The organism is Neobacillus niacini (assembly GCF_030817595.1).
Lineage (GTDB): Bacteria > Bacillota > Bacilli > Bacillales > Cytobacillaceae > Neobacillus > Neobacillus niacini_G.
Map to the genome: position 1 here is coordinate 5,265,542 of NZ_JAUSZN010000001.1, position 17,890 is coordinate 5,283,431.

The 17,890-nt window shown below is 39.9% G+C and carries 12 protein-coding genes and 1 riboswitch; of the genes, 10 read left to right on the plus strand and 2 right to left on the minus strand.

Annotated features, from left to right (window positions below):
- Positions 1-43: 43 nt before the first annotated feature.
- On the minus strand, positions 44-1,264 hold the full coding sequence (locus QFZ31_RS24840; protein WP_307308147.1) for a HupE/UreJ family protein: 1,221 nt from the start codon (positions 1,262-1,264) through the stop codon (positions 44-46).
- A 258-nt stretch (positions 1,265-1,522) separates the two neighbouring features.
- On the opposite strand from QFZ31_RS24840, the gene QFZ31_RS24845 reads away from it, so the two are divergent.
- The 6 genes from QFZ31_RS24845 to QFZ31_RS24870 all read left to right on the plus strand — a co-directional run bounded on the left by QFZ31_RS24845 (position 1,523) and on the right by QFZ31_RS24870 (position 13,259).
- The gene (locus QFZ31_RS24845) at positions 1,523-7,528 is read left to right on the plus strand and encodes a DUF4350 domain-containing protein (RefSeq protein ID WP_307308150.1); all 6,006 of its coding nucleotides are present in this window, start codon (positions 1,523-1,525) and stop codon (positions 7,526-7,528) included.
- Between the two features lie 134 nt (positions 7,529-7,662).
- Positions 7,663-9,024 (plus strand): IS1182 family transposase, encoded by a 1,362-nt coding sequence (locus tag QFZ31_RS24850; protein ID WP_307302353.1) that lies wholly within the window; start codon positions 7,663-7,665, stop codon positions 9,022-9,024.
- Positions 9,025-9,517: 493 nt separating this feature from the next.
- A riboswitch (TPP riboswitch) is annotated at positions 9,518-9,615 on the plus strand.
- 90 nt (positions 9,616-9,705) lie between these two features.
- Complete coding sequence (locus QFZ31_RS24855) at positions 9,706-10,305, plus strand: YkoF family thiamine/hydroxymethylpyrimidine-binding protein (protein ID WP_307308151.1); 600 nt, start codon at positions 9,706-9,708, stop codon at positions 10,303-10,305.
- Entirely contained in the window at positions 10,306-10,887 is a 582-nt protein-coding gene (locus QFZ31_RS24860) for an ECF transporter S component (RefSeq protein ID WP_307308154.1), read from the plus strand.
- Positions 10,874-12,493 carry an ABC transporter ATP-binding protein gene (locus QFZ31_RS24865; RefSeq protein WP_307308156.1) on the plus strand — a complete coding sequence of 540 codons (1,620 nt, stop codon included), beginning with the start codon at positions 10,874-10,876 and terminating at the stop codon, positions 12,491-12,493. The genes QFZ31_RS24860 and QFZ31_RS24865 overlap by 14 nt, the downstream gene beginning before the upstream one ends.
- Complete coding sequence (locus QFZ31_RS24870; protein ID WP_307308158.1) at positions 12,480-13,259, plus strand: energy-coupling factor transporter transmembrane component T family protein; 780 nt, start codon at positions 12,480-12,482, stop codon at positions 13,257-13,259. Before QFZ31_RS24865 ends, QFZ31_RS24870 begins: the two co-directional genes overlap by 14 nt.
- Before the next feature lie 28 nt (positions 13,260-13,287).
- Here the strand turns inward: QFZ31_RS24870 and QFZ31_RS24875 are convergent, their stop codons facing one another.
- Positions 13,288-14,034, minus strand: coding sequence for a C39 family peptidase (locus QFZ31_RS24875; protein ID WP_307308159.1), 747 nt, complete (start codon positions 14,032-14,034; stop codon positions 13,288-13,290).
- Between the two features lie 418 nt (positions 14,035-14,452).
- On the opposite strand from QFZ31_RS24875, the gene QFZ31_RS24880 reads away from it, so the two are divergent.
- The 4 genes from QFZ31_RS24880 to QFZ31_RS24895 are packed head-to-tail and all read left to right on the plus strand — an operon-like array spanning position 14,453 to position 17,781.
- Positions 14,453-14,662 (plus strand): hypothetical protein, encoded by a 210-nt coding sequence (locus QFZ31_RS24880; protein WP_307308161.1) that lies wholly within the window; start codon positions 14,453-14,455, stop codon positions 14,660-14,662.
- Positions 14,663-14,679: 17 nt separating this feature from the next.
- Complete coding sequence (locus QFZ31_RS24885; protein ID WP_307308164.1) at positions 14,680-15,930, plus strand: efflux RND transporter periplasmic adaptor subunit; 1,251 nt, start codon at positions 14,680-14,682, stop codon at positions 15,928-15,930.
- An 8-nt stretch (positions 15,931-15,938) separates the two neighbouring features.
- Positions 15,939-16,661: an ABC transporter ATP-binding protein gene (locus QFZ31_RS24890; protein WP_307311786.1), complete on the plus strand. Its 723-nt coding sequence runs from the start codon at positions 15,939-15,941 to the stop codon at positions 16,659-16,661.
- On the plus strand, positions 16,627-17,781 hold the full coding sequence (locus QFZ31_RS24895) for an ABC transporter permease (protein ID WP_373459881.1): 1,155 nt from the start codon (positions 16,627-16,629) through the stop codon (positions 17,779-17,781). Before QFZ31_RS24890 ends, QFZ31_RS24895 begins: the two co-directional genes overlap by 35 nt.
- Positions 17,782-17,890: the final 109 nt, after the last annotated feature.

Consider the following 17,890-nt stretch of genomic DNA (forward strand, 5'->3'; position numbering starts at 1 on the left):
CTTTACTCAGAGGAAATAACAGTAGGCCTTTATTGAATATTGCTTATGAGAATAGTCTTTCTATGAGCCAAAATGCCCCTAATGCAGCTACTATAGTGGATCCGATTTTAATAATTATTTTAGATGATTTGAGCTTGAACATGTAGGTTAGAAGTGGAAGAACTAATAGTACTAGCGCTAACTGAACGACTTCGATACCGATGTTGAAATTCACGAGTGCAACCGCTAAATCACTCTTTGGGATATTCATTTCCCTTAAGATATTTGCGAATCCAAGTCCGTGAATTAATCCGAATAAGAAGGTAAGGCCCCAGCGGTGCCGGATTTCTTTTCTAAAAATGTTTTCGAGTGCCACGTACACAATACTAAATGCAATGATAGATTCAACAAATCGAGAAGGCAATGTGATAATACCTAAAACAGCAAGACTTATGGTAATACTATGTGCAATTGTAAACGACGTAATGATTGCTGCGTATTGTTTGAACGTTTGTTTTCTCAAAAGTAAGGCTAATAGAAATAATAGATGATCATAGCCCGTTAAGATATGGAGCATTCCAAGCTTGAAAAAGGAAAACCAGGATGAGGAATTAGAAGTCTCTACTTGAGGAGTTGCTTCTGATTGCTCCTGTTGTGGTTGATTCTCTTCAGGTTGAGCCGTTTGTCCATCTTCTAGCTGCTCCTCCTGTGCTTCAGCCAAAAGAATTGTCCAAGTTCGCTCTTTTCCTTGCAAAATCGCCTGACCAGTCGTACCAGCAAACTCAAAGGAAATTAAGTTAACGTAATTGGTATCTGGATCATTTACATATAGACCATCATTAAGGCTCAGGGTGTCTCCCGCCGAAAAAGCTGGAAAAGTTAGATGATAGCTTAAAAAATTCTTATCTTCCTTTTTCTCCAGGACCATTTTTTCCAATGCAGGTTCTTGCTGACGATTGTTTAGGTCTAGTGTTAAATGGTGATGAACAAGTTCCTCTAATTCATGATTTCCCTCTTTTACTTCCGACTTTTCGAGTTCATTGTTTTTATTTTTATCAATCCCCTCTATTAATTCAATAATTGACAAGGAATCAATAGAAAAAATAAATTCTGTTTTATCCTGATCCATCTTTATAGTTGTATAACTTGCGCTATATGCATGCGCATGTGCGGATGAGGGGAATAACATCAATATCATAGTTAAAATAGCAAGATAATTAAGTAATCTATTTGGTTTAAAATGAAATTTCAAAACTTGTCTTTTTTTGTCGAAACACGAGATCACTATACAGCCTCCTGAGTACTATTTTTATAAAATAATTTTTTTATAAATAAAGAATTCCTCATATATATAATCACATTCCTGCTGATTTTGTATACATAAATTATAATTATCAGTATAATTCCATGATTTCGGTTATTCCTATATTGGTGAAAATTTTGTAGAATAATATAGCAAAAGATTAATTGAGAGAGAGGGGACTTCTTTTCTGAAAGTAGTAATAGAAAAAGATAGCTAAATAAACAAAAGGGTGGTACAGGGATGAATTTTAGCAAAGGGAAAGAATTTAAACGCTGGACAAGCACATTCATTGTGTTTCTCTTATTAGTTAGCACCTTTTTGCCGAGCGGCTTAATGGGGAAAGCCAATGCCAAAATGGCAGAACACGTTGTGATTAGCCAAGTATTTGGCGGGGGAGGTAACAGCGGGGCTCCATATAAACAGGACTTCGTCGAATTGTATAACCCGACTGATCAGCCAATTGAAATGGTAAATTGGCAAATCCAATACACATCGAGTACTGGAACATTTTCAAGTACCTCAAATGCAGCGGCAATCAATAAAACGATTCCAGCTCATGGCTACTTGCTGATTGTTCTTAGCGCAGGTGCAGGAGCCGTTACTGACATTACTGCATTAGCAGATATGACGGCAGGAATTAATATGTCTGGTACAAATGGAAAAGTACGTATTGTTGATGCAGATAAAAATGTAGTAGATTTAGTTGGCTTTGGTAGTGCAAATGAATTTGAGGGTACTAAAGGTACAAATACTCTATCAAATTCAACTAGTGCTCAGCGTAGACCCTATTCAAAAGTAGACCCGGCTCCTGGTAAAGGAAATGCATGGGATTCTGACGATAACTCTCTTGATTTCTTTGTGGGTCCGGTAACAGCACCTAGAAATACTGCTAGTCCAACAGAAGCTCCAATGGTTCCAGAAGTTAGTTTGGATCCAATTGGATTAAATATTCAATTAAAACAAAATGGCACATCTTATACAGTAACAGGTACTGCCGGTGCGGCTGTTGCTCAGTCAACTGTTAATGTTTATGCAAGCGCATCCAAGGGTAATGCTCTCGGAACAGCTGTGGCAGCAGAAGACGGCTCTTTTACAATTAACTTTAATTCAGAAACAGCTTTGCCATTTGTCTATGTGTCGTCCATTCAGGGTAGCATGGACGAAAGTGCTGGTATAGAAATTAAAGTTGCAACCGCAAGCAAAGACATTGCTGTTGAACAATTAAGTTACATGGTAGACGGCAGTGGTAAAGGGACTTTAATTGGTAATGCAGGAACAGCAGTTGCTAATTCGGTTATCAATGTTTATTCCGATGCTAACAAGACACAAAGCCTGGCAACAAAAGAGGCAGGTACTAAAGGGGAATTCAACCTAGCTTTTGAAGCTGCTCCAACAACGGTTTATGTAACACAAATTACTAGCAGCAGCAAAGGGATCATGCTTGAAAGTGCTCCAGTTGCCATTGAAAAAGCTGTATTAGATAATGTTACGTCCATTAACGTTGTAAAAGAAACAGATGACAAAGGAATCTTAAAGAGCCTAAACAGTTTCTTTACTGTTGAAGGAGTAGTAACCGTTCAAAATGGTGTCCTTGGAACGCAGAAAAATAACTATTATATCCAAGATGCAACTGGCGGTATCAACGTATTTGGAAGCTTTGATTCAGGACTTACTATTCAACGCGGTGACAAACTAAAAGTAACGGGTAAAGTCATTGTTTATAACGGTTTAACCGAGTTTGAACCAACCGCAATTGTTAAAGTCAGCGAAGGAAATCCAATTCCAGCTGTGAAGGATATTACTATTCTTGATTTAAATACATTTACAGTGGCTGAGCCTCTTGAAGGAAGCCTTATAAAAGTAAGTGGTAAAGTATCTGCTTTGGCAGCTACAGGCGCTAATTACAATGTTACATTGGTAGATGAAAATAATAAATCAACTACAATCAGGGTTATGGGTACTACAGGTATTAAACCTGATACAGATCTTGTGGTTGGCAACAGCTATGCCATTACTGGTATTGTTGGACAATATACAACAAATGCAACACATGTTAATGGATATCAAGTATTCCCGCGTGATGTAAAAGATATCACGGCAATGTTAAACCTTAGTCACACTCCGTTAACAGAAGTATTTAAAGATACAAATATCGAATTTGTTGCGATTGCAAGCGGAGCAGAGTCTGTTACAGTTTACTACCGTGCGAAAGGTGCAAACGAGTATACAGCACTTCCGATGACTTCAACAACTGAGGGTCGTTATACGGCTACTCTTACTGCAGGAAGCGTACCTGCAAATGGTTTCGAATATTATATTGAAGCAAAAAATGGAGAAAAGACGCAGACATCTGGCAAAAGTGATACACCTCTTCAAGTAACCTTGATTGCAGACACCTTTGCTCCAGAATTTTTAAGCGAAACTCCTGCTAATGGTACAAGAGTTGAAAGTCCAAGACCGGAAATTTCAGTTGTGATGGAAGACCCAAGTGAAGTAGACACAACAACTGTTAAGGTTTGGTTTGATGGAACTCAGGTAACAAACGCAACAATCGGTAAAAAACAGGTGAAATTCACACCTGAACAGGATCTTAATATCGGTGTTCATACCGTTAAGGTTGAAGCAACTGACTCTAAAGGTAATAAAGGTACGAAAGAATGGACATTTGAATCTGTTCCTCGTTTCACTGGCGGTCAGCATTTCCGTGGAACAACTCACAATCATACCAATATTTCACATGATGGTGCAGGCAGTCCAGAAGCAGCGGTTGCTGCTGGTAAAAAATACGGATATGACTGGTTTGCTTTCTCTGACCACTCACACGATATCGATCCAACCTTACTTGGTCAGGACACGGTTGTTCGTGATGGTATGCAAGAACGTAAAGGTGGTTCAGACTGGCAGTTAACAAAGGATTTAGCTGATCAAAACACGAAAAATGGTGAATATGTCGTTTTCCCAGCATTTGAAATGACTTCTACAACATGGGGACATTCCAATATCTTTGGATCAGAGAACTTCATTGACCGTAATATTAACGGCAAGCAATACCAAGATTTAAACCAATATTATGCATGGGTAATGACATACGATGATATCGTTGGTCAGTTTAACCACCCGGACATGTCAAACAATGCATTCAACAACTTCAAACCTTATAACAAAGAAGTGGACCAACTGTTCACTATGTTAGAAGTTGGTAATGGTTCAGGACACTATGCATATGCGAACGCTGAGAAGAAGTTCTTTTCTGTACTAGATTTAGGCTGGCAGGTTGCTCCAACTTATGGTGAAGATAACCATGAAGGTACATGGGGACAAACAATGGCACGTACAGTAATCGTAGCTGACGATCTTACACAAGCGTCTCTATTACACTCTATGCGTAATATGCGTGTATACATGGTAGAAGATCCAAACTTTACACTAGATGTGTTAGCAAACGGCTATTACATGGGTTCAACTGTAGATAGCAAGGATTTGAAGTTCAAAATTTCAGGAAGTGACTTAGTTGCTGAAGATCGCTCTATGAGTGAGTATAACTACTTAGCAGCTGATTATAAATCTGATGATAGAGTTGAAAAAGTAGAATTAGTCACAAATGGCGGCGTGGTTGTTGATTCCTATTCGCCAATGACAAAAGATTTCACATGGGAACCATCTTACAATGTGGCTGGCGGACAACAATGGTTTGTTGTTCGAGTAACACAAGCAGATGGTGAAAGAATGTACTCTGCTCCAATCTGGTCAAAAGAAGAAGCAGTTGACGTTCGTGTGAACGGAATCGACGTTGAAGGCGAAGTGATTTTTGAAGGCAATCCAGCTACTTTAAAGGCAAGTGTAAGCAATAACGGAACACAAAGTGTACAAAATGTAAATGTAAATCTTTACTACGATGAGGTAAAAGAAGCGAACCTTATTGGGACACAAACCCTTTCTTCCATCGTATCAAAGGGTGTTGGAACTGCAAGCTTTACGTGGAACAACACAATAAAAGGCGATCACAAATTAATCGCTGTGGCTTCGTCTGATTATGGGACGCACCAATTTACCCTAGATGTTAGTGTAAAAGAGCCACTAGGATTAAAAGTAATGATCGATGCGAAACACAACAATGAAAACACAAGTTCAGACGGTGGAACATACAAAGACAACCTTAAAGCCTTTACCGTTCTTTTACAAAAAGAAGGTTATACAGTTGTTGAAAACAAAGAAACCATTACGGATGCAGTATTGAGCACTGTAAAAGTTTTAGTCATTACACACAATCGAAATGCGTTTACAGCAGATGAAAGTGCAGCGATTGCCAAATTTGTAAAAAATGGCGGCTCCGTCTTGTTTGCAAGTAAAAGCAATAACAGCACGGATCCTACAATCAACAACTCTTTATTAGGGGAAATTGGTTCAACGATTCGAATGGGTAATGATGGAGTATTTGATGATAGTAAAGAAGGTAACTTCTGGAGCGATCCAAAGGTAAGCCCATTTGCAGTCCGCGTATTCCCAAGCTTAGTTTCTAATTATATTACGGACCGCGTATCATTCTTAGATTACTATAGTGGAACTAGTTTATCCGCAGCTAATAACCAACCATTAACGGATGGCGGCAAGGTTACAATTTTAGCAAAAGGAAATGAAACCACTTATCAAGGTAATATTAAGGGCGGCTACACGTACGACGCAGTATCAGATGCTGTTGGCGGTTCAGCAATTCCATTAATTGCATCAGAAGAAATCGGAGAAAATGGACGTATTATCGTTTCTGGTATGAACATTTTCAATGATAAGCAAATTGATGAATCATACGAGCCAAAAGGAAATGACGAGTTCTCTCTCAATGCCATTAACTGGCTGGCAGGACGCGGAACAAAAGTAACAAAAATTGGCGATGCACGTAAGTTAGCAGATGATTCTCAAACTGTTATTGAAGGAACTGTAACAACAGGTGCAGGAGTATTCTTCGATGCATTCTATGTACAAGATGAAACTGGCGGAATCATGGCATTCCAAGAAGTTCCAGCAGATAGCATTAAACCAGGTGATAAGGTTCGTATCTACGGACATATTATTGAGTTTGATGGAAACAAAGAAATTGAGTTTACTAGCTTTAATCAGGATGTAATAAAAATTGGTTCAGGTGAACCTTTACAGCCTAAAGAAGTAGCTACAGGTGAAGCAACCTCCGATGCAAACCAAGGTCTGCTTGTTAAGGTAAAAGGTAAGGTAGTATCCATTTTTGACGATAATTCTTATGTGATCAATGATGGGTCAGGCGACGTTTTAGTCTTCACAGATGGTTACATTGTGAACCAAAGCGGTCCAGTCCCTGTGCTTAAAGTGGGCGATACCCTTGAAGCAGTAGGTCTATCTGGTACTTTTGCAGACGGTACACGTATCCGTGTGAGAGATACGAAAGAATTGGTTGGTACTGATACTAGTATACCAGAAGTGCCGTTTATAAATGGTGTAACAGATCAAGACACAACAATTAGCGGAACAGCAGAAGTAAATTCTGTAGTAACAGCAAAAGTGGATGGAGTAGAAATCGGTAAGGCAACCGCTGATACCGAGGGCAAATTCACAATCGCTATTGCTGTGCAAAATGCAGGTACGAAGTTACTTGTGACTGCAACTGACGCTTCTGGCAATGTTAGTGAAGAGGCAGAGGTTACCGTTCTTGACGTTACGGCTCCAGGAGCACCAGTTGTAAATGGAGTTAATGATAATGACCTATCTATTAGTGGAAAAGCAGAACCAGGTGCAATTGTAACAGCAAAGGTTAATGGTAAAGAAATTGGTACAGCTACAGCGGATGCAGAGGGCAATTTCACGATTAACATTGCAAAACAAGTAGCAGGTGCAGTGATTCATGTGACTGCTGCAGATGCTTCCAAAAATGAAAGTACAGATGCTCAAGTAACCGTTACAGATGAAGTAGTGACGAAAGTCAGTGTTACCTCTAATGTGACGGGGAACCATGCATTTAAGAACCTACACCAGTTCACTGCTGTGTCAGAAGGAAGCAGATATGCTGTATATCGCTTTTTACTCCAAGATGAAAAGGGAAATATTACCCTTTTACAGGATTATGGAGTAAACAGCACAGTTTCATGGACGCCAAAATTGCCTGGAACCTATACAATCATTGTTTTAGCTAAAGATAAATACAATAATGGTTTCTTATCAAGCTACCATGAGGCTGAAACAAAATTAACCTTTACCGTCAATCCAAGTAAGGGAAAATAATTATTATGTTTAAAAAGTGGAAAGAGTATCGATACTCTTTCCACTTCAGACTGTCGACAAATCCGAAAAAATACGGGTTTGCCGGCAGTTTTTTTGTATAATTAAGGTACAAAGATTTTAATGGGGTGGATGAAATGCTTACTAAAAATACACAGACAAATCGTGACCAAATAGAAATGATTGCTTTAGAACAACTAGTACCTGTAAACCATTTGGTCCGCAAAATCGAAGCGGCTATTGATTTTTCATTTATCTATTCACTCGTTCAAGACATGTATTCTTCTGAACGGGGACGTCCGAGTATTGACCCTGTAGTATTGATTAAGATGGCTTTCATCCAATATACCTTCGGTATTCGCTCCATGCGTAAAACTATTGAAGAAATCGAAACCAATACGGCATATCGATGGTTTTTAGGCTTTGGTTTTTATGATAAGGTACCTCACTTTTCAACTTTTGGTAAAAACTACGAGCGACGCTTTAAGGATACCGATTTATTTGAGCAGATTTTCTATCGAATTTTGAAGGAAGCCTCAGAGAAGAAATTGATTAGTAGTGAGCACGTATTTATTGATTCTACTCATGTAAAGGCTAGCGCAAACAAGAAGAAATTTGAGAAGAAAGTAGTTAGAAAAGAATCGAAAGCATATGAGGCACGTCTACAAGAAGAGATCAATAAAGACCGAGAAGATCACGGAAAAAAGCCATTTCCTCCAGATAAGTTTGATAAAGAAGAATTAAAAGAAATTAAAGAAAGCACGACTGACCCAGAGAGTGGTTATTACGTAAAGGACGAACGAACGAAACAGTTCGCATATTCATTTCATGCAGCTGCGGATCGAAATGGTTTTGTTTTGGGGGCAATTGTAACGCCGGGGAATATTCATGATAGCGTTGTTTTCGAGCCACTACTCGAGAAGATAATAGAGAAACATGGAAAACCTGAAGCTGTTGCGGCTGACGCTGGTTATAAAACATCTCCAATTGCCCAATATGTATTTGAACACGATATGACACCAGTTCTACCATATACTCGCCCTCGTACAAAAGAAGGTTATCTTAAAAAACAAGAGTATGTTTACGATGAGTACTACGATTGTTATATCTGTCCGCAAGGACAAGTATTGAAATATTCAACGACGACGAAGGATGGAAAGCGCCAGTATTTCTCTAATCCGATTGAATGTCAAAATTGTCCATTGCTTTCCCAATGCACTCAGAGTAAAGAACATAAAAAACTCATTGAGCGTCATGTGTGGGAACACTATTTGGAGGAAGCGGATCACCTTCGTCATACTCAAGAGAATAAAACCATTTATGCACGTCGTAAAGAAACGATTGAACGTGTCTTTGCGGATGCTAAGGAAAAGCATGGTATGCGTTGGACAACCTTAAGAGGTTTAAAAAAATTGTCCATGCAGGCGATGCTTACTTTTGCTGCCATGAACTTGAAAAAGATGGCCAACTGGACCTGGAAAGGTCCAGAAATGGCGTAATAATAGGCATAGGATAGGTCTAAATATTGCTCTTACGAGCAAATTTCCAACGTAAAGGCACCCGAATGAGCTTATTCGGGTGCCTTTTGTCTACAATCTGAAGTGGAAAGAGTATCGATACTCTTTCCACTTTTTTATGACAAAATAAAATCAAGTTTTTTTCCTATATGCCCTGCGCTCAGCTTACTCAGAACAATGCGAGCAAACCTTATTCACCTTCCCTTGATCATCGAAATAACTTCGTAAAGATCTAACATTCCGCTGACAAAATGCGCACTTACGCACAAAAAAATCCCAGAAACCCATCTATCTACCCCCAATCTACATAAGGTACTTACTACCCATATTATTCAAAAAAGTACAAGAATGTCCGCCTGAGATGGACAGTGTCCACGAGCGGTGACAGGCACCAATTAGGCACCAATTAAACAACTCTCTTTACAAGCTGGAAAATTTATCTTACTATTAAGGCAACAATGAAAATTGCATATGGTTTTTGCACTAGGGGAGCTTTTTGGCTGAGAGGACGTTGTCCGACCCTTATGACCCGATCTAGATAATACTAGCGTGGGGAAGTGCAGGAGAAGATTATCGTGAAGTCAACGTTGATAGGATTCGACTGCATTCCCCCATGGGATGCAGTTTTTTTGTTGCCAAAAATCAAAAATGGGGGAATGTACGATGACTAATTTTTGCGGTACAAGTGAAATTACAGGGGCGCGTTTTTCGATTTATCCGATGTCTGATAGGTTTGTAGATATTATTCTATCAGCTTTAGAGAAAGTGAATACTTCAAAGGTATGGATGGAAACCGATGATGTCAGTACATGTGTTAGAGGCCGTTCTGAACATGTATTCGATGTCGTGAAAGCTATTTTTCTAGAGTCGTCCAAAAATGGTGATCATGTTGTCCTGCAGGCTACGTTTTCAAACGGCTGTCCGGGAGATTCAGCTGGTGATGTCTACCTGTCAGAAAACTCTGATCGACTAAATGAGGAAAATTCACTGCAAATCAAACAGGATGTAGCAGTCCAATTTGCCCTTTACCCAATGGGAATTCCTACATATATGAACGTGATCATGGACCAGTGTAAACTTGCCCAAGATCAGGGAACTTTTACAAAAGGTGTTCACTATGCTTCAAGACTAGACGGCGATGCAAACAAAGTGTTCAAAACGCTGGAGGATGCCTTCCAAGGTGCCCACGATAGCGACTCAACTCATATTGTCATGACTGTTGCGATGTCTGCCAACAGCCCTTCTAAAAAGGGGGACAAATAAATGCTCGCAAAATGGAAGCTCCGAGAAATCATTGTTTTATCGGTACTTGCCGTGGTTTTTGCAGTAGTCTATCTATTGTTTCTTCAGTTCGGTAATGTCCTTTTCGGCCTGTTCGGCTTGATTGGCTATGATATTATTTTTGGAATTTGGTTTATTGTCTCGATTATTGCCGCTTATATTATCCGCAAGCCAGGAGCGGCCTTTCTCTCAGAAACAGTCGCTGCTGCCGTTGAGGTTATGTTAGGTAATGCCGTTGGACCACAATTAATTATCTCTGGAATGATTCAAGGTTTAGGAGCAGAAGTGGTCTTTGCTGCCACAAAGTGGAAGAATTATTCCACCTGGGTTCTAATCGCTGCGGGGATGGGGTCGTCCGTTTTTAGCTTTGCTTGGGGCTTTTATGTTTCTGGGTTTGCTGCCCTTTCTCCGGGTTATGTAACAGCGATGTTCTTTGTTCGGGTACTAAGCGGAGCATTATTGGCAGGGTTACTTGGCAAATATTTGAGTGAAGGTCTTGCAAAAACAGGAGCCTTAAACAGTTTTCCATTAGGAAAGGAACATAAGCGAAATGTCACCGTTTGAACCTCAGATTAAGGCAAACGGACTGGGATTCAGCTATGAAGATAGCAATATATTTACCGGCCTAACCTTTTCAATTGAAAAAAATCAATCTGTCTTATTATTAGGCCCGAGCGGTTCTGGAAAAAGCACGCTTGCCTACTGCCTCAACAAGTTATATCCAGAAGCGGTTGATGGTGAACTGAAAGGGAGCCTTACTTTTGAGGGTCAAAATCTGGATGATTTTAAACCCGGTGAGCTCAACCAAAAAATCGGGATCGTTTTTCAAGATCCCGAAAGTCAATTCTGCATGCTGACGGTTGAGGAAGAGGTTGCGTTTGGTCTGGAGAATATCCATGTACCACGGGCTGAAATGGAAGCGAAGATTGATACTGCACTAGAAATGGTTGGCTTGCTGGCTGAAAAAAAGACCATCATCCATACTCTATCTGGAGGGCAAAAGCAGAAGCTGGCGCTTGCTTGTGTCTTGGCTCTACAGCCAGAAGTGATTATCCTCGATGAGCCAACCGCAAATCTTGATCCGCTGTCTAGCAAAGAGCTGGTGGAGGCGATTGTATGTTTAAAAAAAGAGTACCCGTTTACGCTGATCGTCATTGAACATAAGCTTGATGATTGGATCGAGTTGATTGATCGTTGTTTAGTCCTGGATTCTAGCGGCGGAATTCTTTTCGATGGCAGTCCTGAACAATGTTTTGGAGAATTTGCTCCGTACTTACAAAAGGAAGGCATTTGGCTGCCAAAGGTAGTGGAAGCAGGAATGACGGCGAAGAGTGCTGGCCTCTTTAAAGGGGAGAGACTTCCGCTGTGTAATGATGAACTCCTTACAGGGCTGGAGAATACAGCTGCTTTTTTTAAAAAAGAAGTCAAGATTATAACCAAAAAGGAACCCATTCTAGAAGTAAAAAGCCTTTCTGCTCGTGGTCACTTGAAAAATATAAATCTACGTATTCTTCAAGGAGAACGGACAGCGCTGGTTGGCGCAAATGGTTCCGGGAAGACAACTTTATCAAAATGTTTAGCTGGATTAATTCCTCTTACCCATGGTGAGATTCAGTTTCTCAGCGTTCCACTTTCTAAGTGGAAAGAGAAAGATTTATTTCAGGCTTTGGGCTACGTTTTTCAAAATCCTGAACATCAATTTATTGCGGATAGTGTTTATGAGGAGATTACCTTTGGCATGGAAGAAAAATCGAAAGTTACAGCAATTCTTGAAAAAATGGGCCTTGAAAAACACACAGGTGCCCATCCTTTTACACTAAGTCAAGGGCAGAAGCGGCGGTTGAGTGTAGCAACCATGCTGGTTCATGAACAGGACCTGCTTATCCTTGATGAACCGACATTTGGCCAGGATGCGAACACAGCCTATGAAATTATGAGAGTCCTTGATGAAAAAATTGGCGCAGTTTTTATGATTACCCATGATATGGAACTTGTTGACCAATACGCTGATACTGTTCATGTGTTAGATAAAGGCGAGCTGATTTTCTCAGGGACGCCAGAGAGCTTGTGGGAAAACCATGAAGTGGTAGATCTGGCAAGGTTAAAGCTGCCTTTTAGAAAACAGCTGCAAAATGAAATCGTAAGGAGAGAGATTCATGTCGCTACATGAGGTGAATCCAAGTATAAAAGCATTTGCTATCGTCATTTCTATCCTGATCTTATCAATATTTTTCGATCCCATTACACCGCTAGTGACAATTCTCTGGTCCTTGACGTTGACTTTTCTATTCGGGCGGGTTTCTTTTAAGAAATGGCTTTTGTTATTCGCACCATTTTTATTTATCGCTTTGATTTATGTTTGGACTACCATGTTGTTTCCACGGCTGCAAGAAGGGGATACCGTTCTATGGCAATGGGGATTTTTGATGCTGACAGCTGAAGGCTTTCAAAGAGGAGTGTCACTTGGACTCCGAGTATTAAGCTTTGCCACGTTATCGATTATGTTTACGTTAACGACAAAGCCAACTGATTTCCTTCTAAGTTTAATGCAGCAGTGTAAGCTGCCGCCAAAGCTCGCATATGGAATTATGGCCGGATACCGCTTTCTGCCGTTAATCAAGGAGGAGTTTCAAACATTGCAAAACGCGCATCGAGTACGAGGTGTAGCACGGGCCCGAACCATACCGGAGAAAGTGCAACAGCTGAAACGATATGTCATTCCGCTTCTTTCCGGAGCGATTCGCAAAGCAGAGAGAACTGCACTGGCAATGGAATCAAAAGGCTTTACCGGCGAAAGAAATCGGATATTTTACCGCGAAATTACTGTATCTCGTATCGACTGGCTGTTTTTCATTCTGATGATTAGCGCCGTCATACTCAGCGCCTTTATCTCTTGGAAACTAGGCTACTTACAATTTTATAATCGTGAACTATAAAAGGGGTGTCTTGAAAGACACCCCTTTTTTAATAAAGAACAACTGCTTGTTTCCCCATTTGTTCCCACGCCTGGATAAAGCTTTCACGGTCTACTTTTTGATTTTTCGTGCCATAAGGATTGTTAATGTAAATATTCGTAGAATCATAACCGGTGATTACGACGCTGTGCATGTTATAGGTAATGTCTACGGTTCCTTCTGGTGTCTGCCATGTTTCAAATGCAGAAACAGGTGCAAAGGTGGAAGTTGTAATCACCCAAACGGGATTTCCGTTTGCAACTTCTTCTATTAATTGGTCAAATGACGTATTGGTTAAGTCGGCTGCATTCAGATAGTTTTGCGCTAATTCAAAAATAGGTTCATGGTAAACGCCTAAACCTGGTCCATCCTCCATATTCCCCACAAATCCCGTGTTTGGATTCCCATTTTCACCATTACTATATTGCAATGGAACTCTAGTAATCTCCTGAGCTAGTTGATTTTTCGTAACAGAAATCCCTTTATAATTGAGAATCATCGCTAGACTGGTCACTTCACAACCATTATAAAGCCGTGGTGAATCCATTTGATTAAGCAAGGGTACGTCAAGCTGCATTTCCTCTGCGATTTTATGATCCTCTGAAACATTGGTTTGTTCTGATAGAATCTTTTCTTCTACCACACCTGTTACCTCTACTTCAGAAGAGATTGTTTCCCCACTATTAAAAAAATAGGCAAATCCTATTATTACAATAACCCCAACTAAGCTAAGGTTTACTATTTTTATCATCAACATACCTCCTAAATTTCTTTTAAAAGTAAGCAGAGGCACTATTCTAAATCAAGGGTACGGGATAAATATGAACAAATTATGAAAGGAATTGGAACATTCTATTAACCTAAGAAGTCAGTTGTTAAAAAAATGAGACTGACATATTCCTGACATATTGTAGACCTATGATAGGCGATGTGGAATGGACAATTTATACACCTAGACAAAGTTTTTAAGGGCTTGATATTAAAGCAGGAAGGAGGAATATACCATTCAAGAATCGCAGGAATAAAACGTTGGGAACTAATTAAAGAGTTTCATCTTGCGTATTGCAAAGGTAAAATACTTCCAGACTTGCTAGAGAATATGACTTTTTTTAAGGAAAGTTTAAGGAACCGAATCCATAATAAGCCTATCAACATGAAACAAGGAGGAATAAAGTATGGAGAAAACCAAACCAAGTCTAATAAAAATTTTACTCATTTTAAATTTGGCAATAAGTACGTGCGCAGCTATTGGAGTGGGGTATTTAGCTTATAACCAAAGTACAAGCCCTGATTTTTCAGAAATGAACCCAAGAGGTGGCGGTCAGATGGCACCGGGTAGTTATCAATTCCAGCCGGGTCAAGATCAATCGGATCAAACTCAATAATAGAGAGGAAGAGAAATTTGAAAAAGTGGATTATTATTTCGGTCATTATTGTTGTAATAGGTGGAGCGAGTGCATGGTTTTTTTTAGGTAATACGGATCAAACTCGAAGTGTTGAGGCAGCAGCACAAACAACAACAGCACAAAAAGGAAAATTAGAGGTAGCCGTTAGTGGTTCGGGGTCAGTCACAGCCATAACAGATCAAGATATAACGGCAGCAAATACAATTCTTGTTGTTGATAGCGTTAATGTAGCAGCTGGAGATACCGTAGAAAAAGGTGACACACTGGTAACGTTTAATAATGGTGATGTTGTTACAGCTCCAAATGATGGAGAAATTACATCCGTTAGTGTAAGTAGTGGCAGCGGAGCTTCACGAGGAACAATCCTTCTTCGTATGCAAGATGAAGATGAAGTCGTAGCACCTGTAACAAGAGGTGAGAGTAGTGTAAGTACAGATAGCTCGAGCGGCGGAAGTACTGGTGGAAGCAGCTTAACAGCCGATACTGTTAGTGTGAAAGAAGGAGATGTTATTGAAGTAGGTGCAACACTTGTAACGTTTACAGATGGAAGTATCTTACAGTCCCCGGTTGCAGGGACAATCACAAGTCTTTCTGTTGCAAGCGGAGATACTGTGCAAAGTTCAGCGACAGTTGCGCACATAACAAATTACAGCACATTGCAAACAACGATTAGTGTTGATGAATTAGATGTTACAAAAGTAGCAGTAGGACAGGCGGTAAAAATAACAGCAAGTGCCTTTGAAGATGAAACCTTCGAAGGGAGCGTAACGAAAGTAGCAACGGTCGGAACATCAACAAATGGAGTTTCTACATTTGACGTAACCGTACAAATCACAGATCCAAAGAACTTAAAAATTGGTATGTCAACAGAGGCAAGTATTTCAATAGAGAGTAAAGAGGATGCGATATACGTTCCAGTAGAAGCGGTGTATACAAGTGGAGCCGAAAAATATGTACAAGTACCTGCGTCATCAGATGATTCAACACAATCAACAAAAAAGGTAACCGTTGAAACGGGTATTTCAAATGATACGTTTGTAGAAATTACAAGTGGGTTAGCAGAAGGAGATTCTGTTCAAATACCGAGAGTACAATCTAGTGGTAATTCTTCTCAAGGTGGAATGATGATGCCAGGTGGCGACTTCCCAGGTGGCAACTTTCGTGGTGAAAACTCAGGAGGAAGAAGTGGAGTTGGAGCTCCAACAGGTGGCCAAGCTCCATCAGGCGGCGGACAAGGAGGGAACTAATGATGACTATGACTGAGCCGATTATTCAAATTAAAAACATGAAGAAAATGTATGAACTTGGCGGCGAAACGGTAATGGCTCTTCAAGATATATCCCTTGATATTCAAAAAGGTGATTTTATCTCAATCATAGGTCCATCCGGTTCCGGAAAATCAACATTTATGAACATGATTGGATGCTTAGATCGACCAGATTCAGGTGAATACATGTTAGATCGTGAAGAAGTAGGGAAAATGAAGAGCTCCCAACTTGCGACCATTCGAAATGAAAAAATAGGGTTTATTTTTCAAAACTTCAACCTTATACCAAAGCTGACAGCAGTTGAAAATGTAGAGCTTCCGCTCATTTATCGAGGAATGAAAGCGACAGAACGAAGAGAAATTGCTTTAGAGGCGTTAAAAAAAGTAGGATTGTTGGATAGAGCGAATCATTTACCTACTCAATTATCAGGGGGCCAGCAGCAACGTGTCGCTATTGCGCGCGCGCTGGCGGGACATCCCCCTATTTTACTTGCAGATGAACCTACTGGTGCACTAGATAGTAAAACCAGTAAGGAAATATTGGAGACTATGAGTTTGTTAAATAAGCAGGGGCATACCATTATTCTCATTACACATGACTTAGAAGTAGCAAAACGAGCAAATCGTGTCGTTCGTATACACGACGGTCAATTATTTGAGAATGGGGGTGAATGGTTTGCAGACAATCAGAATGGCACTGAAAAGCATTAAAGGAAATAAAGTAAGAGCATTCCTGACAATGCTCGGTATTATTATCGGTGTATCCTCTGTTATTGTCATGGTTGCGATAGGACAAGGGTCAACAAAAGAAGTGCAAGATCAAATTGGCAGCCTGGGCACAAATGTATTAACTGTAAGTGTTACTGGTTCAGATGTTACATTTAAAGAAGATGATGCTAGTCAAATTCAGGATGTCAGTGGTGTGGAAGCCATTGCTCCGACTATTTCTGGAAGAGTAACGGTGAAAAATGGACAAACGAACGCACAAGTGTCAATGATAGGAACAACTTCTTCCTATTTAGATGTTCGTGATTTACAGTTGCAATTAGGGCGTTTCATTTCAGACTTGGATAATGATAACCATTCAAAAATAGCGGTGCTTGGTTCAGACACAGCACAAACATTATTTGGGTTCGGTGATCCGGTGGGAGAATCTGTAAAGGTGAATGGAACGTCATATAAAGTTGTTGGGGTTCTTGAATCTGTCGGAAGTTCATTAGGAACAAGCGGAGACAGTACAATTATTGTACCTCTAAGCACAGGACAACGCTTAGCCTCTACTACTGAAATTGGGTCAGTGTACGTTAAGGTAGAAAATGAAAATATGATTAATTTTACATCACGTCGTATCGAACAAACCATGTATACAATTGTTGGTGATGCTGATAGTTATAGTGTATCCAGTCAGGAAGATTTAATGGAAACAGCAACATCTGTCAATGAAACAATGACATTAATGCTTGGTGGAAGTGCTGCTATTTCTCTTATCGTTGGTGGTATTGGTATTATGAACATTATGCTCGTTTCAGTTTCAGAACGTACCAAGGAAATTGGTATTAGAAAAGCGATTGGAGCAAAACGTAGAAATATTCTTCTGCAATTCCTCATTGAATCGATGGTATTAAGTTCATTAGGAGGGATAATAGGAGTTGGAATTGGGATAGTAAGTGCCCAAATATTTACTTTAACAACAGGTACGACAATTGCCTATTCTGTACCTGTCGTGCTGTTATCATTTGTTTTCTCTTTATTAATTGGGGTTTTATTTGGTGTATTTCCAGCGAATAAGGCATCTAAGCTTGATCCCATTCAAGCACTTCGATATGAATAGAAAATACAAAACGAATGCTATGTTTTATTACTATTCCAATATTCAACTTATCTAAGTCCGCTTGAAGCATTATGATAATAAAAGAAAACCAGGCTGAACTTTTGAACTG

Bases quoted from the DNA above. Each gene is read 5' to 3' on its own strand.
- QFZ31_RS24880 (WP_307308161.1), top strand. From the start codon at position 14,453: ATGGAGAAAACCAAACCAAGTCTAATAAAAATTTTACTCATTTTAAAT.
- QFZ31_RS24865 (WP_307308156.1), top strand. From the start codon at position 10,874: ATGTCACCGTTTGAACCTCAGATTAAGGCAAACGGACTGGGATTCAGC.
- QFZ31_RS24875 (WP_307308159.1), bottom strand. From the start codon at position 14,034: ATGTTGATGATAAAAATAGTAAACCTTAGCTTAGTTGGGGTTATTGTA.
- QFZ31_RS24850 (WP_307302353.1), top strand. From the start codon at position 7,663: ATGCTTACTAAAAATACACAGACAAATCGTGACCAAATAGAAATGATT.
- QFZ31_RS24845 (WP_307308150.1), top strand. From the start codon at position 1,523: ATGAATTTTAGCAAAGGGAAAGAATTTAAACGCTGGACAAGCACATTC.
- QFZ31_RS24890 (WP_307311786.1), top strand. From the start codon at position 15,939: ATGACTGAGCCGATTATTCAAATTAAAAACATGAAGAAAATGTATGAA.
- QFZ31_RS24860 (WP_307308154.1), top strand. From the start codon at position 10,306: ATGCTCGCAAAATGGAAGCTCCGAGAAATCATTGTTTTATCGGTACTT.
- QFZ31_RS24870 (WP_307308158.1), top strand. From the start codon at position 12,480: ATGTCGCTACATGAGGTGAATCCAAGTATAAAAGCATTTGCTATCGTC.
- QFZ31_RS24855 (WP_307308151.1), top strand. From the start codon at position 9,706: ATGACTAATTTTTGCGGTACAAGTGAAATTACAGGGGCGCGTTTTTCG.